We start from the raw sequence: 17,486 nt of genomic DNA on the forward strand, positions 1-17,486 counted from the left end.
ATAGATGCAGTCTGCTGACTAATAAACTTGCTCGCAATTAGTCCAATCCTGAATAAGCCTTAATCAGGATTTTTTGATTCATAGCTTTTGTGGTCGAAAGGCTACATTAGGCACATGAATACGACCTCACCCATTACTTTTGATCAATTAAATCCTCGGCAACATGGACGAATCCTGTTTGCTATGGGGATGTCTGTATCTGAAATTTCAAAGCACCTTGATGAGAATCGCTCGACCGTTGAAAGTTGGAAACAGCGCGACGGTTGGGAAAAGGCGGACTTATTTGATGATGTGACTTTAGGCCTAAAAGTTCGCTATATGGCTTTGACTTTCATGGATGGTAAGAGCAATGCGAATTACAAAGAAATGGATTTTATTGGTAGTCAGTTTGAACGTTGGGCGAGAATAGAGCGCTATCGTGAGGGTGGTAATCAAGCCGATCTCAATCCAAAACTAGAAAACCGTAACGATAAACCGAAAAAACGAAAACTTAAAAATCAACTCACTGAAGATGATCTCAAGCTGCTCGAGCAAGCCTTTGAAGATTTCTTATTTCTTTACCAACAAGAGTGGATGCAAGCGATTGAGGAAAGTGACATCTTCATTTTGCTTAAATCTCGTCAGATTGGTGCTACCCATATCATTGCATTATGGGCATTGATTGACTTGCTCAAAACAGGCAAGAATAAAATTTTCATGTCTGCATCTAAGGCGCAGGCATATCAATTCATTGAATACATCAAAGCCTTTGTACTGGAAGTTTGTGGCATTGAATTGACTGGTGATCCAATCGTGATTAATGGTCCGGTTAAGCAAGCGACGGTTTACTATTTGGGAACCAATGCACTGACTGCGCAAGGCCGTCATGGTGATGTAATCATGGATGAATTTTTTTGGATTCGTAAATTTTTACAGTTCAAAAAAGTGGCCAGCGCGATGGCATCACAGAAAATGTATAAAGAAATTTATATGTCCACGCCATCCAGTATTTTGCATGAAGCCTATAAATTTTGGACAGGTACGGATAGCGGTAGAAAGTTACCTATCGAGATTGATGTCAGTAAAGCTGCACTTAAAATGCCAGTGAAATGTGCGGACGGAAAGACCCGCCAAATTGTGACGTTGTCGGATGCAGAAGACAAAGGCTGTGATCTGTTTGATCGCCAAAAGCTACTTAATCAATATGGCGATGATGAGTTTTCAAATCTATATGACTGCGAGTTTATCGATGATTCAGGCTCATATTTTCCTCTCAAAATCATCACGCCAAATATGGTGGATTCATGGCAAGTGTGGAAAGACTTTAAGCCAAATGAGACTCCGCATTATCAAGGAGAGGTTTGGTTAGGCTATGACCCATCTTTCACGGGGGACAATGCAGCACTAGCAGTTATTGCTCCACCACGTACTCCGCTTGAACCCTATCGAATCTTAGAGGTGAAACAGTTCAAAGGCCTAAGTGCTCAAGAGCAAGCACTGTATATCAAAAAAGTTTGTGGGCGCTATAACGTCATGTTTATCGGTATGGATAACACAGGTAATGGTATTGCCGTGGCCGAGCACGTGGCAAAGTTTTTCCCAGCATTAACCCGTCTGAACTATAACCCTGAACTCAAGATCCGCATGGGACTTCGAGCGAAAGAGTTGTTTCAAAAAAGACGTTTACATTTTGATGCTGGTCTCACCACGGTGGCCAAAGCATTCCTTTCAGTCAAAAAAGCATTAACAAGCGGTGGTGGCAACAAAACATTGATCACGACCCGGTCAGCAGAAAACGGTCATGGTGATATGGCTTGGGCAATCATGAATGGATTAGAGAACGCTCCAATTGTCGACACTATTGACCCATCACAACAAGGCGTACAACGTAGCCGAATTCGAGTATTCAAATCATGAACTTAAAAAGTTTAGTCCCTAAGGCTTTACAACGAATCAGCTCACCTGCAGCTGCTTCAATTGAAGCACCAAGTAAAAAATCTATCGTCTGTAGCAACTTTGGCCAGCCTGAACCTGTTCTTGATGGCCATACCTTGTTTGAGTACGGTTATTGCCCGAAATGGCAGGACTGGTATGAATTGCCTTATGACATGCTGGCCACTGCTAAATTGTTCAGAGCCACCAGTCATCACACCAGTGCCTTGATAGTGAAACGTAACATCCTAACCAGTGATTTTATTCCTCATCCATTGTTAAGTCGGCATGACTTCAATGCATTGGCACTGAATCTTTTAACCTTTGCAAATTGCTATGCGAATATCAAAAGAAATCGCTTTGGTGGGATTATTGGGCTTGGATCTCGTCCTGCCTTAAACATGCGGAGAGGTTTAGACTTATCCAGTTATTATCAACTGGATTATGATCAAACCCACAATCATGTATTTCAGCCACAGGACATGATTCATTTATTTGAATCAGACATTGGGCAGGAGGTATATGGCATCCCGAATTACTTGAGCAGCATCAATGCGATTCTTCTCAATGAATCCGCGACGTTGTTCCGTCGACGTTATTATAAAAATGGTGCACATGCTGGATTCATTCTTCATATCACAGATGCCATGCATACTCAGGCAGATGTCACTGAGCTTGAGGATGCACTTGAGAATTCAAAGGGAGCAGGGAACTTTAAAAATTTATTGCTCTATACACCAGGGGGAAAAGAAAAAGGGGTGAATGTCATCCCACTGGCAGAGGTCGCGGCTAAAGATGAGTTTTATAATATTAAAATTGCCAGTCGAGATGACCAATTAGCAGGGCATCGTATCCCACCTCAATTGATTGGTGTGGTACCACAAAATGCGGGTGGCTTTGGTGATGTTGAAAAGGCTGCAAAAGTCTTTTACTACAATGAAATTATTTACTATCAAAACCTATTGAAACAGATCAACGAAAGACTGGGCTATGAAGTGATTAAGTTCAAACAGTACGAGCTTTTATCTACAAACGTGACGTGAATAGTCACCCATATTTTACTAAATAATGCACGAAAATAATATGGTAATAATGTTTTAATTCAATTGTTTATATCTAAGCTGGCTATTATTGGTCGGCTTTTTTTATGCCTGAAATTTGGATGGTATATCCCTGCTGTATTGGAAGACTATGATCAACTGCGATGGTGGGCAATGGACATCTTCTTAGATTTATTAAATATCCAATTCTCAAAATACAGCAGGCAATTAATTTCACCTTTGCCTCATGACCAAACGCAATCTCCTCTCCCGCCTGCGCAGTTCCTAAATGTCGCGTTTTTGATGCAACAGCATAGAAACCCTAGCCCTTATGGTTTAAAGGGCTTAGAGGCGATTCTATGGCTACTCAGTGACGCAATTTGATGCGTATAGATGCGTATTACTTTATTTAAAGCTTTTTCTATTTTAAAAGTCGAAGTAAAAATGGGGTTACAAAAGTTACGCCCATAAAAAACAATATATAAGTGCATGAATAATAAAATAAAAAGTTGTAACCTTTATGGGGTTACATGAGGTTACAGGAATTGGGTTAAATCTAATAAACATATTAAAAACAAATAGATATGAGGTTACATTTGTAACTTTTTTAAATGGTTACATGTAACTTAAAAGTAACCTAAATGTTACCTTTATAAAATGAATATTTAATTATTAAAAACATATAGTTAATAGCTATTCTTGAAATCTGTAACTTTTGTAACCTCTTTTTTTTATGACCTAAATTTTTGAGCCAAGCTTTTTATAAGAAGAAAGTTTTCTCCCAGATTCTGAGTGTTATACACATTCTCTTGATGCAACTTTGCTTAATATTTATGGGGCTGAGTTATAGAGAGAAACAGGGAATTGAACTGAAAATATTTTTAGGGTGACACAGATGTTACACATAACACTTTTAATTATATTTATATTGTTAAATTACATGTATTTATAATCTACGTTTTCCTCCCGCCACCTCCACCAAAATTCTTTCCGAAGTAATCCATCGGAATCTAAAAAAGCCTTTAAACTCAATGTTTAAAGGCTTTTTTATTGGCTGTATTGTCCGATACTGTCCTAAGCGATTTGACCCTATTTTTGCTTTGTGTGGGTAAAAATTGGCAAAATTTACCCAGAAATTAACACAACAAATTCTGGTTAAAGATATGTCACTCACAGATGCAGAATGTAGAATGTAGAAAAGCTCAACCGAAAGATAAGCAATATCGTCTATCAGATTCACATGGTTTATCGCTGATTATTACGACTAAGGGTCAGAAGTATTGGAATGTCCGCTATACCGTTCATGGGCAGCGTCAATCTGAGTCACTAGGACCATACCCAGAACTTAGTTTGAAAAAAGCTAGAGAAATGGCTTATGAACTTAAGTATAAACATTCAAAATCAGTACTTCATGAGGACATAAAGCCTTTCTTTAAAGAGGTAGCTGAAGATTGGTTTGAGAATCAGAAAGAAACGTGGTCCCCGAAGCATATTAGCAATGTCAGAGCATCTCTAGATGAATTGTATCTTTCATTAGAAAATAAGCGTATTAATCAGATTCAAGCACCTGAAATTTTACAGATCATCAAAAAGATTGAGGCAAGAGGCTCACTTGAAGTAGCTAAACGCACCTTGTCTCGTTGTGGCATGGTTATGAAATATGCCATTGCTCATGGTTATCGTTATGATAATCCTGCGGGTGATTTAGTTTATGCGCTTAAGAATAAGCGTGTAAAAAATTTGGCATCATTACCAGCTTCAGATATGCCCGAATTTCTAAGAAAAGTCAGAGCTTATCCAAGCGATGCTCAGACACATCATGCTATCATTTTAATTATGCTGACTGGTGTTCGAGTTAGTGAGTTACTACAAGCACGCTGGGATGAGTTTGATTTGGAAGGACGTAAGTGGGATATCCCTGAAGAACGTATGAAGAATCGTCTTCCACATCGTGTGCCGTTGACGAACATGATGATTGAAGAACTGCAGGCTTTAAGGCTTACCCATAATCAAGAATTGCTTTTCCCTCATCGTTTAAATAATAAAGAACCGATGCGTAGTGAATCTATTTTGGCAGTTATTAAGCGTTCAGGTTATGCCGGTCGAATGACGACACATGGTTTTAGATCGCTATTCAGTACAGTCGTAAATGAATCAAATCTGTTTAATCCTGATGCCATTGAGCGTCAGCTTGCTCATGTTCCTCAAAACAGAATTCGCTCAGCTTATAACAGAGCACAGTATTGGGATGAGCGAGTGAAAATTATGGAGTGGTATGGGGAGCAGGTTATGAAATGGTTGAACGTCTAATTTATTGAAATGCTATGTTATTGAACATAGCGTATGTATTAAAATTATTATTAAGATAAATTTAATTATACTTTACTTATATTTAATGTCTCGAACTGCTGATCTAAGTTCGATTCTTATTTCTTCAAACGTCTTAAGCTCATTTATTTTTCCATTATTCGTAAAATTAATCTTTTAGAAAAAAGAATAAGTCATGGGTAAATTTCACACTTAATAAATAAGAATAATAGTCATTTTTATTTATATTCTGACAAATTATGTGCGTTTTTATTTTGAATTAATAGTTTTTATAAATGTGATTAATAGTAGAAATATGGAATTGATTTGTTTGCTATAATACTTACTTTAACTGATATTTAATTGAAAAATGAAAATAATAGAAATTAAAAAAATAGATATTTTTAAAATTTTAGACCAGCGTGTTCAGCGATCTGTTAGAACGCGGAAAGCTGAGAACTCTGAAAGTGATTTATTTTTTAATGAATCAATACATACTCTGAAGAACATCGAATTTTTTGTGGATGATGCTTTGGGTAGGTTGAATTTCAGCCTAAATAATTATGAAAGTGCGATTAAAAATAATGATCAAAAGAGGCTTGATCAAGTACACGCAACTTTCAGTGCATTACGCTTTGATCGCACTATGATGAAATTACCAAATATACGATTGAGTGATAATTTCAACATTTTTAAAGAAATCTACATAAATCCAGAGCAAATAATAAAATTATCGCAACGACTTCGGATGGCCGGAGTGAATGATCTGGAAGAATTGCACTTACTTAACCAGTCATTTTTTCAAATTGATGACATTAATCTTGCAAGAGACAAAAATTGGAATATAGACAGTTTTCCTAAGCAAAAGTGCTTTGAAGGTATATCTAAAATTCAAGAGCAAGATGAGCACGATTACATTGCTAAAGTGGAAAAAAGATCAGGAAGACTGGATTATTTAGGCAGATTATATGCATCTTTTGATCAATTGCTTGAACAACTAGGCAGTGTGTATGTCCTTTGTGTTGATGTTCGATTTATCAATCCTCATCAAAACCGCGACGCCAATAACTTCGATCATTTTTTTAATTTAATTTATCAACAACTTCCAATGGTATACAGTCTTTTACAAAGCTTACCCAACGTTGTCCGTGCAAACACTAAATTTGAGCATGATTTTCATTTAGGCGTGAATTTGCATTGTATTCTTATTTTTAAGCATTCTCCGAAATTTGATGAACAAGGTGTGGTTGAACAGTTGCAATATCTGTTTGATTTGAACTTTAGGAATCACTTTTATATACAGGTACGAAATTGGAATGAAGCTGTCCGTAAAAACTTTTCAAATAAGGCAGTTGGACATATAGGTAAGGCGAATCTCGGAAAGATCGAGCAATTCAAGTATTGGATTTTAAGTTATTTTTATTTGGTTGATGACTATATTAAGTTGGAATGTATCAATGAACTGAATGAACAGCCTTACGAAATTAATTTTTATTTGGATGCTTTGAATTCTGCTATACCCCAAGTTATGGATGTTGTTATAGTCAATCCTAAGCCAGTGCTCAAATTTCAACAATTAGTCACTCAAACTGATGAAAAGAAAATTTGGTCTACTCGCCAATTGTCAAAGAAAATGAAAATATACATGGCGTTGGCTGAATTATATTACAGTGAGCGATTCGCTGATAACCAATGTTTAAAACAATATTTACTGGATTTTGAAATGATGGCTGCAATGTTGCAGCAGAGTTTTGAGCAACCCTTTTTAATCCCTATACTGTCATCAAATCAGACATTAACTGACAAAGAGCTTCGGAAATGTTTGAGTCTGACTGGTAAGCGGCTATTGTCGCTGTTGAAGCGGAGTAGCTTACTGAACCAATTGTCACTGGACGATAAAAAACGAAATGTCGGTTTGAATGCACTGTCAATGTTTGAAAATTTAAACTTTTCCACAAATACACTAATCCTTGAGGAATCAATAAATTTTCATAGTGCCAAATATGTCAATGAATTTGCATCCTTTTGGTATGAGCTCCAGCATAAGTCAATGGATAGTATTTTTTTAACATCTGAACATAATGCTGATTTTAAAATATGTCTTGAGAGTAATTCGGACACATTAAGTTTATATCTTGATTACAAGCGGAAGGTCTGTGATAAGCGTTTAGTGAGTTCAAAACAATATGTTAAGCAGCTATTAACAGAAGATGTTTATCTACTGCATGTCAAGTTAAGTTGTGAATTGAACAGCGGTGTATTGAGCCAAGACAATTTATCAAAAGCATTTACTAGTTTTTTAAGAACGGGAAAGCGTGCTAAACCTCTCAAATGGTTGTTAGGTTACTTGGGCCTATGGCAATTAGATGCTCATAATAATCCTTATGTGGATATGTATATGTTCCTTGAAAGGGGCTGTGTGAAGCAGGTGAGTCATATTGAACAATTGCTATCAGAATATTGGAATAATTTTATTACAGAAAAATGCGCGACTTTTTTGGATGTGCCGAGTACATGTATTAGACATACACCTGTTGAGTTGTTGCCCATATACCGTTCCAGATCTGAATACGCTGAAAGTTTTATATTGATTCAGGCCAAAGATAAAAATGCTCATCACTTCATTTTGGAAACTCTAATCAAATTTATTGTATATAGTGATCTGTTTCAGCTTGATAGCCAAAAAGATGTGCCAAAGGTACTGATCAAAGGTTCTAAGACAACAAATGACAAGAGTAGTAACCCAAAAAATTAACTTTAGCTTTACTCTGTTCGATCAAGCCACGTGCTTTACGCTAAGTTGATTTAACCGATTCTCTGTTGAGTCGTAGATAGAGCTTAGCAGGTTATTAAAGTTATTATATTTAATGCTAATTGTATAATTATCAATATCTTATTTTATTATCGGATTGATTCTTTACTCATATATATGGGTAAACAAGTAAAAGATTACAGACATGGTTGTGATATGAATCCTAACATGATGAGTATCACAACATGAATTTGACAACACCGATCTGGAATGAATCTAATCTTTGTATTGCGATTGAAGACTTTGTTTATAGCGTTTGTTTTGAACGGATGAGTGAGCAACAATTCAAACAGTCACTCAATACATTATATGAAGCCTTTCAGCACTTCTATTCAGCACAGCTTTACTACGCTGAATCCATCCAATATTTTATTCAGTGTAAGTACTGGATTGATCATTTTCTAAATGGACAACCTGCATCACAGATCTTAAATTTTAATACTCAGCAAGTTCAAACCCTATGCTGTGTACTCTATCAATATCAAAATGAATATTGGAATGAGTTGAATCGTTTCATTCAGCAAGAACAGCAGAATCGAAATTCACTGTATCAGTATCTGACTAAACTCATTACCCACTATTCTGAGCTGTTATTTGTGCGTGTCGATTTGGGTTATCTCGAAGAACAACAAGTCTATATAGGTATTCAAGATGTTCAACAGCATATGAATATTTTAAGAAGCCGTATAGCAAATCAAGATGGATGTTTCATGGGTTTGAGAGGGTATGCATGGGCATTAGAGCAGGGTGCAAATAAAGGCTATCATTGCCACTTATTGCTAATCTATGATCCATCCAAACGTCAGAATGACTGGTATCTCGCTGATCAAGTTGGAAAATTATGGCAAAGCATTACAGGTAATCTGGGATGGTACTTTAATTGTAATACCACGGATCATAAGCAGCAGTTTAAGGAACTTAATCGATTAGGTGTAGGACATATCCAGTGCAATGTTGCAATGGAAATCAGTAATGCTTTGAATACTGCTATGTATCTGGTCAATCCTGAAAAGTATGCACAGCATTTACGGGCCAAGTTGCCTCGAATGCGCAGCTTTGGTACGGGTCAATTTGAAGTACATTGGCGTAGAGGTGTTGCACAAACTTTGCAGCAATGTGGATTCTAAATTAATTCACCATTAAAAAGTTACGGCACTCCTAAGTCTATGGAATAAATAGCTTAGGATGTGTTTTACCATGACGACTTACAACGAATCTCAAACGTTTTGTGAAATTGAAAACTTTATTCAAGCAATCTTAGCCAATCAAATCAGTGTTGAGCAATTCAAACAGCAGATCATTCCCTTGATTAAGAAATCCAGACGATTCTTTGTGGACGGGAATAATTACATCGCAGCAATCATTGTGTTTAAGTATCTTGAGCAGATCATCTTTAAAGCCAATGTATTTAAGTTCTATGATTCTATTCAAGACTTACCTGATCATGTGGTGGAAGGTTTTATCAAATACGTACATGATCAAGCTGGGTTGATTGAAGCGGATTATCAAGCCGATCAGAAGCAGCATAAAGCCGAGGTGAAGAAGGTTGAACGCTTTCTATTGGAGTGTATGCAGCAGCAGGATCAATTGACCATCTTTCCAATTTGTTTAGGCATTAAACCTGAAGCGCTATCTGTGATTCGACTATATGATCTTGATCTTTACCTCAGTGCTTTCCTAAAGTTAATTCGATCCAGAGATACTGAGCTGTTTCGTTCAATTCACTCTGTGATTTGGCAGATCAAACATGATCCAGAACAGGGCTACTATGTTCAGTTATTCTGTATCTATGCTGGACAAGTACAAGCTGTCACCTTAACTGATCATGCCCGTAAAATTGGTGAACAATGGTTGGATATAACCAATGGCTATGGAGCCGTTTCATTTGAAGAGCACGATTTAAAAGGTATCTCCGTGAATTGTTATGATGATAAACAGATTCAACGTGCTTTGCAGATTATAAAAGCTCGTATGAATAACCATGCTAGAAATTATTATTTAAGAGTGACAAGGCATCGTAGAAAGACCTTTGATTGTCAGCGGATAGGCCTGAGTTTGGCTTAAAGAAGATGGAACATGTTGTTCTAACATGTATTAATGGGTGGTCTTATGGGAATGAAGGTTATTCCCATAGACACAGAAGAGAAAACAAAGCTGCCTTATTGTTCATGATTAAAAATTATAGGTATAGGTCAATCCGCTGTTGGTGGTGAGGGTCACTTCACGCACATTTTCAGCAGCACAACCGAGATACACCTGAGCTACTGAGCCATAGCGCATATTTTGATAATCATAAAAGCCTTTGGTTCTACAATTGCCACGATTGATTGATACGCTGGTCAGGGTGGTTGGATCATCATTTAGTGACATGATATTGAGTTTATCCACATAGCCTGTCCCGGAATATTGCGATTGATCACGACGGACACGCACTTCAAACTGTTCTTGGATTGGTTGTTCCTGTGACAGTTCAGTCATTTGCTCAGCATCAGCGCCATTTTCTAAAAATGATTTATCAACGACAAAATCATCTTCGGACTGATTAGATGTCTCAGACTGATCAGAAGTGCTATTCGAGGTAGAGGCTGTATTTTGATCTGCTGTTGCTTTGGGTTCTACTGTGGCTTGAGATTCTTTGGCTGGACTACATGCGGTTAAGCCCAGTATTAATACACTGGATAAAAGAATCGGGTGGATCAGTTTCATGGCTGAATTCCTAAAAAATTGCTTATTTCATTTATGAATAAAGTCGTTGTTTGTTCTGTGTGGTTATTTGCATTTGCCCTTATGAACTGATTGCACCAAACGCGGTTCGGTTTTATCTGCATCTAAACGCAGGCAAATGGCTTTCTTACTTTTAATTGAACTGGAAATCAGTTCTTCACCCTGAATCGGATTGCTACCACCTGCGTTATAAACTTGATAGCGTTTGCCTGTGGTGCTCTTAAAACTAAAGGCATCGCCCGATTCACTAAAGCCTTCGATCTTTTTGACGATGACGGTTGCTTTATTGGATTGTGCAAACAGCGAGGTACAGATTAGACTGAGGCCACAGGCCAAGATGAGTTTTTTCATTTTGTTATTCCTATGGCTTAGTTCTTAAAAATAGTGACAGGCCAAACTACGGCTTTACCAAGATTGTAGGCATAGCTGTAATGTGCGGTACTGCTGCAATTCTTGAAATATACTGAGCAAATCAGTGCGATCAGCACATAGCCGATGATTAAATAGTTTTTCATGTGTTTCCCCAGATACTTGAATTTATGACTGGCATTGCTGAACAGCGTTTGCCATTACCACGTTAAAATCTTCAGGTGGTTGCATAGTTTCTCGAACCGTGACATCCGCCATTTTTTCCATAAATTCAGGCGAGTAATGCGCTTCGACTTTGTCGTAAATACAGCCACAGGTAGAGCGGTCTAAACCACCTGCCTGACAGCCTGCTTTAAAGTCACGTTTAACTTTGCTGTCACAGGCAGTCAGCAGGGTGCTACTGAGGACAATGGTTGTTACCCCAAACCAAGTTTGATATTTCATTTCTCTTCCAAATCATTGTTATCTATTGTTCTAAAGTCATACGGATGGGTTTATTTATGCCAGCCTGCCAGATAAATCAGCAGCCATAGTCCGCCAAGCACAAAAACAAAGGGGCCTAGCATCGCCACCACGACGACAATTAAAATCAGCTGTGCGATCAATTTCATAATGTTGTTCCAGCACAAAGCAGCCCCTGAATTAAAAACTCAGTGGATGATCAATGCGGTGAAATGAATCAGTGCACAGAAGTTAAATAAAATGTAGGAATCGGAATGAAATGCCGAAGTCGAGAAATAGGTATAAATGAAGCGAGTGCAGGGGAAGTACACAAATTGAATAGCGTCATAATAGATGACTCCTAGATGTATAGAAGTTCTACCAGATCACTGTCAAATGATGGTGGCAGAACGAAGAAGGGTTGACAGACCAGTCATCTAGGAACTGGCACGCACAAGGCGTCCCTCCCTCGCCCTACCGCAACGAAGGGGGACGAACGAGTTCACCACCAAAAAAATTACTCTTTTTGATGTGCTAGATGAAACGGTCTGTCAAAACCGACTGGCAATGTAGGCCAGTACTTGCATCATAATCGCTGATAAAAATCAGGTCAATTGATCCCTATATCCAGCCGTTAAAATTGATATAAAAAAGCATCAATTAAAATCACATTCTAAAATAATACAGATACATATCATTTAAATGAGAAGCATGTGGCTCCTTCAAAACAGCCCTATGCAATAACCCAATTCACGCTTTGCCTGCTTTCCCCCAAAGTAGGCTTTTTTATTTCACTCATTTTTATTACAGGAATTATTCAGATGAGTTTGCCATGTCCTTACTGTCAGTCCCGAGACACGGTACTGCTGGAATCTCCACAACATTTAGTCATCAACAGCAATTCACCTTCAGCGCAAAACAATGTGATGTCACCTCTAGCACTGGCCACTTTAGGCATCAGTGTTTCGAAAAGTTTAAACATCCCCCCGATTGCAGGCGCCTTAGTGGGTGTCCTGATCGGTGGCATTTGGATGCTGGTGACGGAGGATGAAGTTCAAAACAACTCTCTTCCTGTTTATACCCGACATTATTATTGCAATGACTGTGACCGCGATTTTAGTCCAAGCATCCGTAACTAATTTTTAAATGAATTTATCCAATTACCTTTTACAGCAATTCAACTTTTACAGGAATTAAAATCATGGCACATCAACTTGAACAAATGGCCTACGTCGGTGAAACCCCTTGGCATGGCTTAGGTAATCAACTCACGCAAAACCAACCGATTGAAGTCTGGGCACAGCAGGCAGGCATGGACTGGCGCATTGAATCTTCAGATGTCAGCTATATGGCTAAAAATGATCGAGGCCAAAGCATCATCATGCCCTATGAGGAACAGCGGGTTTTATATCGCTCGGACACTCATGCACCGTTATCGGTGGTCAGCCAACGTTATCAGGAAGTGCAACCCAAACAGATCTTGGAGTTCTATCGTGACCTGACCGAGCAATCAGGTTTTGAATTAGAAACAGCAGGAGTATTGAAAGGTGGGAAGAAATTTTGGGCGTTAGCCAAAACTGGGCAAACTTCTGCTTTAAAAGGTAAAGATGTCAGTAATGGCTATATTCTCTTAGCCACTGCTTGTGATGGCACCTTAGCGACTACAGCGCAATTCACTTCAATTCGTGTGGTGTGTAACAACACTTTAGCGATTGCCTTAGAGGGACAAAACTCAAGTGCGGGTGTAGTGAAAGTGCCGCACAGTACCAAGTTCGATGCTGAAAAGATCAAACAACAACTGGGGATTTCAGTGCGTGCATGGGATGAGCACATGTATGAAATGAAACAACTCAGTCAACGTAAGGTCACACAAACTGAAGCGGCAGCGTATTTCGATGCGGTGTTTAATAACACCAGCCTGAGCCCAATCGAGCAGGATGAAGGTATTATTCAGTTCTATCGTAATGTCGCCACACAAGCCAATTCAGCAACCAAAGCTGAAAACAAGACTGAACCGAATGGGCGTGCCATGTCGAAAGTCATGACCATGTTTAATGGGCAAGGACGCGGTGCGGAACTCAGTTCAGCCAAAGACACGGCTTATGGCTTGTTATGCTCAATTACAGAATTTGCAGATCACGAACGTCGTGCTATGAGTCAGGATCACCGTCTGGATTCTGCATGGTTTGGTGCAGGGGCGGGGCTTAAGCAACGTGGCCTCGAACAAGCTTTACGCATGTTGGCTTAGTTCCAAAGCATTTATTGATTAGCCTAAGCTGACTCATCACCTAACTTAAACGCTCAACCTTACAAATGACTTAACTCTTTTATTCAAAGCTGTGTCTACGGACACAGCTTTTTTTATGCCCCAAATTCAACAATGACAGGAAATTACTATGAACTCAGCCGTAATTCATCCAAACAACGCAACACTGAATATTCACACAAATCGCCCAAAACTGTTTACCGCAAAACGTTTCGTAGAGACTAAAAATATGACTCAAGCCGAATGGCTGGAAGTTCGACGCAAGGGAATTGGCAGTAGTGACTGTGCTGCTGCTTGTGGCCTTAATCCTTATATGTCGATGTTGGAACTGTGGATGATCAAGACAGGACGAATTCAACAAAATATTGAGGAAGAAAGTGAAGGCCATGCACCCTTGTATTGGGGTAAACAGCTTGAACCTTTAGTGGCTGAATACTACAGCATGCACACCAACTATAAAGTCCGTCGGGTCAATGCCGTATTACAACACCCTGATCCAGACAAGCATTTTATGTTAGCCAACTTGGATTACTCAGTTGTTGGAGATGCCGATGTACAAATACTGGAGTGTAAAACCGCAGGGGAGTATGGTGCCAAGCTGTGGCGAGATGGTGTGCCTTTATATGTACTTTGCCAAGTGCAACATCAATTGGCGGTGACAGGCAAGAAAGCCGCACATATCTGTGTCTTACTCTGTGGACATGAAACCCGTATTTTTAAAGTCACCCGTTCTGAGTCAGTGATACAACACATCGTTAATGCGGAACGCTACTTTTGGGACTGTGTCGAGCAAGATACCCCACCTGATGCGGATGCCAGTGAATCGGCAGCCAAAGCACTACAACTGTTGTATCCAGAGCATGTACCACTCAGTACCACAGACTTATCTGAAGATGAGCAAGCCAATCAACAATTTGAGCAACTGATTCAAGTACGCAATCAAGTCGAAAAGTATCAAGAGCAATTTGACCTACTCAAACATCAGTTGCAAGCCAAGATGCAAGAGGCTGAACGTGCCACCTTTAAAACGGGTTCAGTGACGTGGAAAAAGGCTAAAGACTCGGTCAGTTTAGACAGTAAAGCGTTACTACAACAACATCCTGAATACTTAAACCAGTTTCCGCAAGCTAAACAGGGTGCACGGCGTTTTCAGATTTATGCCAATGGTGGATAACTCAGATTTTATCCACATCAGCATCACGTGAAATACCAACAAGCAAGCTCATATCAGCCTATGCCCACAGCATGGGCTTTTTTATGCCTATTCAATTAATACAAAAGAGGAAATCAATATGATTAAAGGTTTAGCAATTACACCGCCAATACTCGGGCGGATCAGTATCGGTAAGATGGTTGAGAAAAATGGTAAACGTGTCCCTGAAAAGGATGACCAATTTACCTTGACCTCCCAAATTCAAAATAAAGAGGGCTGGGTGAAACATCCACTGGATGAACAACTTCGAGTCAAAGCACCGAATCAAAAACTAAGAACAATCCCTGTCCGTATGATCTTCAATGATCCCGAACTGAACTTACGTGCTGAGTACAGCTTATTTGATCGACAGACAGGGCGACCTGTTTGTATGGGGAATGGTGAGACCTGCCAACGTTTAACAAGTCAAGGCGTAGAGCAACACCCATGCCCATCACCTGATCTATGTCCATTGGCACAAGGTGGGTTATGTAAGCCCTATGGTCGTCTATATGTGAATTTAGATGAATCGGATGAGTTTGGCAGTTTTGTATTTAGAACGACAGGCTTTAACAGCATTCGTACTTTGGCCGCTCGGCTCAGTTACTACCACGCAGCATCCAATGGCTTACTTTCATGCCTACCTCTGCAACTCACTTTAAGAGGCAAGAGTACTACGCAAAGCTATCGAATGCCTGTGTATTACGTGGATTTAACTTTACGGGAGGGTGTTCATTTACAAGAAGCGATTCAAGTAGCCAAACAGATTGATGAACAAAGTAAGGCAGTAGGATTTTATCAGGAGGCACTGGATTTCATTGCAGGGCAAGGTTTTGCTAATGCACAGTTTGAGGTGAATGCGGAGGAGGGTGGTGAAATTGTTGAGGAGTTTTACGTGGATAAATCTTCTGAAATTCAGCAACAGCCTATTGATTCGAGATCCAAGACTAAACCTAAGCTCAATCAAGATGATGGATTTGTACAGGATATGCAGAAAGAGTTACAGGGGAGTGTGAGGGCAGTGAATTAGTTAATTTTTTACAGACGTCCTGATTATTTGAGCAGTAACGCTCGCATTATTGATTTGGAGTAAATTTCATGAATGCGTTTGTTGGAAACTTTTCAAATGAATCAACTGATTAGTATTAAAGAAGTCATTAAATTTGTTGGTGTTGGTAGATCAACGATCTATGAAATGATGGATGAATACTCACCTTATTATGACCCGACTTTTCCCAAAAAAGTAAAAATAACTCAGAATCGTATCGGCTGGTCGGCTTATGAGATTAATCAATGGATTGAAAGTAAGTTGGCGAGCCGTGAATAGAAAGGGAGCTTTTGCTCCCTGATTTTTTTTGTTTTTTAGTAGACTAAATTTAGTTTTTAGCCTAAGCATCAATAATGGAGACAATAGATTATTATAATCAATATGCAGATGAATTTGCTCAAGCTACAGTTCACGTAGATATGGGCACGCTATATCAACCATTTCTAATTACCTATTCAAGAGGTAATTTCTCTATATCAAATTATAATCATTATTACTCAAAATTCTTGTTAATTCCTTAATTTTCTCATAATCTACTATTAGTCCGAATTGGGTAAGATTATGACTAATGAAATATTGACCTTAAAAGAGGTCGCTGATTATCTCAAGTTAACTGAAAAGACCGCTTATCGTCTTGCTGCTGAAGGAAAGCTACCCGGTTTTAAAGTAGGTGGTAGTTGGCGCTTCAAAAGAGAGGATGTAGAGAAGTGGATAGAAGAACAGAAGGTTAAAAAATAATCGAAAGGTGGTTTTTTTATGAGATTTAGAAAGTAGTGAGTAGCGCAAAATATACTCTCAGTTTCACAACTGGAGCAGCTTTGATTTATGAATCTGTCATAGTTGCAGATTTATATGCAGAGCTTCAAAATTGGCCGAAGGTTCGGTCTAAATTGATGGCTGAAAACAGTTTCCAGTCACGTACTGAGAGCACTTTGAAAAAACTGTATGGTGAAATTTCTAGAAGATTAAAACACCTAACTGATGATCAGTTGAATTTGCTTGCTATGGGAACTGATGAACAGAAACAGGCATTGGTCTGGTTGGCTATTTGCCGCCAATATCAATTTATTTATGACTTCACCATTGAGGTCATTATTCCTCAATATGAAGCAGCACATTTTTTGTTGACCCATGCAGACTACGATGCATTTTTTAATACGAAGGCAGAGTGGCACGATAATTTGGATTTTGCTTCACGACAAACTAAATCTAAAGCACGCCAAGTGATTTTCAAAATGCTGAAGGAGTGTGGTCTCATTAGTGATGAAAATGAATTAATTTATCAAAAACTTGATGAACATTTGTGTCAAGTGATTGGCAAAGCATCCGATGACTTAAGGCTCTACCCTGGAAATAGTTAACAGAATAGACAATTG

Annotated in this window: 16 protein-coding genes and 1 pseudogene; 13 read left to right on the top strand and 4 right to left on the bottom strand. The window is 38.8% G+C overall.

What is annotated here, in order from left to right; translation table 11 throughout:
• Positions 1–114: 114 nt before the first annotated feature.
• The 6 genes from F946_RS15620 to F946_RS15650 all read left to right on the top strand — a co-directional run bounded on the left by F946_RS15620 (position 115) and on the right by F946_RS15650 (position 10,134).
• A complete protein-coding gene (locus F946_RS15620) occupies positions 115–1,896 on the top strand; it encodes a terminase large subunit domain-containing protein (RefSeq protein WP_004984436.1) in 1,782 nt (593 codons plus the stop codon).
• Positions 1,893–2,954, top strand: coding sequence for a phage portal protein (locus F946_RS15625; RefSeq protein ID WP_004984438.1), 1,062 nt, complete (start codon positions 1,893–1,895; stop codon positions 2,952–2,954). Before F946_RS15620 ends, F946_RS15625 begins: the two co-directional genes overlap by 4 nt.
• Before the next feature lie 1,173 nt (positions 2,955–4,127).
• The gene (locus F946_RS15635) at positions 4,128–5,261 is read left to right on the top strand and encodes a tyrosine-type recombinase/integrase (RefSeq protein ID WP_004984441.1); all 1,134 of its coding nucleotides are present in this window, start codon (positions 4,128–4,130) and stop codon (positions 5,259–5,261) included.
• A gap of 367 nt (positions 5,262–5,628) precedes the next feature.
• A complete protein-coding gene (locus F946_RS15640) occupies positions 5,629–8,013 on the top strand; it encodes a hypothetical protein (protein ID WP_004984443.1) in 2,385 nt (794 codons plus the stop codon).
• A 242-nt stretch (positions 8,014–8,255) separates the two neighbouring features.
• The gene (locus tag F946_RS15645; RefSeq protein ID WP_004984445.1) at positions 8,256–9,197 is read left to right on the top strand and encodes a YagK/YfjJ domain-containing protein; all 942 of its coding nucleotides are present in this window, start codon (positions 8,256–8,258) and stop codon (positions 9,195–9,197) included.
• A gap of 70 nt (positions 9,198–9,267) precedes the next feature.
• Positions 9,268–10,134: a hypothetical protein gene (locus tag F946_RS15650; protein ID WP_004984448.1), complete on the top strand. Its 867-nt coding sequence runs from the start codon at positions 9,268–9,270 to the stop codon at positions 10,132–10,134.
• Positions 10,135–10,242: 108 nt separating this feature from the next.
• On the opposite strand, the gene F946_RS15655 is transcribed toward F946_RS15650, so the two are convergent.
• The 4 genes from F946_RS15655 to F946_RS15665 all read right to left on the bottom strand — a co-directional run bounded on the left by F946_RS15655 (position 10,243) and on the right by F946_RS15665 (position 11,607).
• The gene (locus F946_RS15655) at positions 10,243–10,776 is read right to left on the bottom strand and encodes a hypothetical protein (protein ID WP_004984449.1); all 534 of its coding nucleotides are present in this window, start codon (positions 10,774–10,776) and stop codon (positions 10,243–10,245) included.
• Positions 10,777–10,839: 63 nt separating this feature from the next.
• Positions 10,840–11,145: a hypothetical protein gene (locus F946_RS15660; protein ID WP_004984450.1), complete on the bottom strand. Its 306-nt coding sequence runs from the start codon at positions 11,143–11,145 to the stop codon at positions 10,840–10,842.
• A gap of 17 nt (positions 11,146–11,162) precedes the next feature.
• On the bottom strand, positions 11,163–11,309 hold the full coding sequence (locus tag F946_RS17310; protein WP_004984451.1) for a hypothetical protein: 147 nt from the start codon (positions 11,307–11,309) through the stop codon (positions 11,163–11,165).
• 22 nt (positions 11,310–11,331) lie between these two features.
• Positions 11,332–11,607 carry a hypothetical protein gene (locus F946_RS15665; RefSeq protein ID WP_004984452.1) on the bottom strand — a complete coding sequence of 92 codons (276 nt, stop codon included), beginning with the start codon at positions 11,605–11,607 and terminating at the stop codon, positions 11,332–11,334.
• Between the two features lie 818 nt (positions 11,608–12,425).
• On the opposite strand from F946_RS15665, the gene F946_RS15670 reads away from it, so the two are divergent.
• The 7 genes and pseudogenes from F946_RS15670 to F946_RS15700 all read left to right on the top strand — a co-directional run bounded on the left by F946_RS15670 (position 12,426) and on the right by F946_RS15700 (position 17,471).
• Positions 12,426–12,743, top strand: a complete 318-nt coding sequence (locus tag F946_RS15670) for a hypothetical protein (RefSeq protein WP_004984454.1) — start codon at positions 12,426–12,428, stop codon at positions 12,741–12,743.
• Positions 12,744–12,805: 62 nt separating this feature from the next.
• Complete coding sequence (locus F946_RS15675; RefSeq protein WP_004984455.1) at positions 12,806–13,852, top strand: DUF932 domain-containing protein; 1,047 nt, start codon at positions 12,806–12,808, stop codon at positions 13,850–13,852.
• Between the two features lie 148 nt (positions 13,853–14,000).
• Entirely contained in the window at positions 14,001–15,044 is a 1,044-nt protein-coding gene (locus tag F946_RS15680; protein ID WP_004984457.1) for a YqaJ viral recombinase family nuclease, read from the top strand.
• A gap of 118 nt (positions 15,045–15,162) precedes the next feature.
• Positions 15,163–16,092, top strand: a complete 930-nt coding sequence (locus F946_RS15685; protein WP_004984458.1) for a recombination directionality factor — start codon at positions 15,163–15,165, stop codon at positions 16,090–16,092.
• 68 nt (positions 16,093–16,160) lie between these two features.
• Positions 16,161–16,389, top strand: a pseudogene (locus F946_RS16915) (helix-turn-helix transcriptional regulator).
• A 282-nt stretch (positions 16,390–16,671) separates the two neighbouring features.
• Complete coding sequence (gene mads1 / locus F946_RS15695) at positions 16,672–16,848, top strand: methylation-associated defense system helix-turn-helix domain-containing protein MAD1 (RefSeq protein ID WP_004984461.1); 177 nt, start codon at positions 16,672–16,674, stop codon at positions 16,846–16,848.
• A gap of 35 nt (positions 16,849–16,883) precedes the next feature.
• Complete coding sequence (locus F946_RS15700) at positions 16,884–17,471, top strand: DUF1819 family protein (protein WP_004984462.1); 588 nt, start codon at positions 16,884–16,886, stop codon at positions 17,469–17,471.
• Positions 17,472–17,486: the final 15 nt, after the last annotated feature.

The sequence above is a fragment of the Acinetobacter johnsonii ANC 3681 genome (assembly GCF_000368805.1).
GTDB lineage: Bacteria > Pseudomonadota > Gammaproteobacteria > Pseudomonadales > Moraxellaceae > Acinetobacter > Acinetobacter johnsonii.

Bases quoted from the DNA above. Each gene is read 5' to 3' on its own strand.
- F946_RS15655 (WP_004984449.1), bottom strand. From the start codon at position 10,776: ATGAAACTGATCCACCCGATTCTTTTATCCAGTGTATTAATACTGGGC.
- F946_RS15685 (WP_004984458.1), top strand. From the start codon at position 15,163: ATGATTAAAGGTTTAGCAATTACACCGCCAATACTCGGGCGGATCAGT.
- F946_RS15675 (WP_004984455.1), top strand. From the start codon at position 12,806: ATGGCACATCAACTTGAACAAATGGCCTACGTCGGTGAAACCCCTTGG.
- F946_RS15660 (WP_004984450.1), bottom strand. From the start codon at position 11,145: ATGAAAAAACTCATCTTGGCCTGTGGCCTCAGTCTAATCTGTACCTCG.
- F946_RS15620 (WP_004984436.1), top strand. From the start codon at position 115: ATGAATACGACCTCACCCATTACTTTTGATCAATTAAATCCTCGGCAA.
- F946_RS15680 (WP_004984457.1), top strand. From the start codon at position 14,001: ATGAACTCAGCCGTAATTCATCCAAACAACGCAACACTGAATATTCAC.
- F946_RS15665 (WP_004984452.1), bottom strand. From the start codon at position 11,607: ATGAAATATCAAACTTGGTTTGGGGTAACAACCATTGTCCTCAGTAGC.
- mads1 (WP_004984461.1), top strand. From the start codon at position 16,672: ATGACTAATGAAATATTGACCTTAAAAGAGGTCGCTGATTATCTCAAG.
- F946_RS17310 (WP_004984451.1), bottom strand. From the start codon at position 11,309: ATGAAAAACTATTTAATCATCGGCTATGTGCTGATCGCACTGATTTGC.
- F946_RS15645 (WP_004984445.1), top strand. From the start codon at position 8,256: ATGAATTTGACAACACCGATCTGGAATGAATCTAATCTTTGTATTGCG.
- F946_RS15625 (WP_004984438.1), top strand. From the start codon at position 1,893: ATGAACTTAAAAAGTTTAGTCCCTAAGGCTTTACAACGAATCAGCTCA.
- F946_RS15640 (WP_004984443.1), top strand. From the start codon at position 5,629: ATGAAAATAATAGAAATTAAAAAAATAGATATTTTTAAAATTTTAGAC.
- F946_RS15650 (WP_004984448.1), top strand. From the start codon at position 9,268: ATGACGACTTACAACGAATCTCAAACGTTTTGTGAAATTGAAAACTTT.
- F946_RS15670 (WP_004984454.1), top strand. From the start codon at position 12,426: ATGAGTTTGCCATGTCCTTACTGTCAGTCCCGAGACACGGTACTGCTG.
- F946_RS15635 (WP_004984441.1), top strand. From the start codon at position 4,128: ATGCAGAATGTAGAATGTAGAAAAGCTCAACCGAAAGATAAGCAATAT.